At 52.1% G+C, this 236-nt stretch carries 1 protein-coding gene; it reads left to right on the top strand.

Annotated elements, in window-relative coordinates; translation table 11 throughout:
- Nucleotides 1–236 (top strand): hypothetical protein (locus LJE09_RS17775; RefSeq protein WP_331466602.1); only part of this gene is annotated, 236 nt, incomplete at both ends.

Raw genomic sequence — 236 nt, 5'->3', positions numbered from 1 at the left:
CCTGTACCGTACCACATTGCCCGAAGCAGTAACCTCAGGCACTACATTGAAAATCACCGAAGTGCACGACTGGGCACAAATCTACGCTGATGGCAAGCTGCTGGCCCGTCTCGACCGCCGCAAAGGAGAATTTACCACTATCTTGCCGGCCTTGAAGAAAGGTACGCAACTGGATATTCTGGTAGAGGCAATGGGACGTGTCAACTTTGATAAGTCCATCCACGACCGGAAGGGAA

The organism is Blautia sp. DFI.3.45 (genome assembly GCF_020593505.1).
Lineage (GTDB): Bacteria > Bacillota > Clostridia > Lachnospirales > Lachnospiraceae > Blautia_A > Blautia_A wexlerae.
The sequence above is the reverse complement of the archived record's forward strand: the minus strand, read 5'-3'. Positions and strand labels throughout refer to the sequence as shown.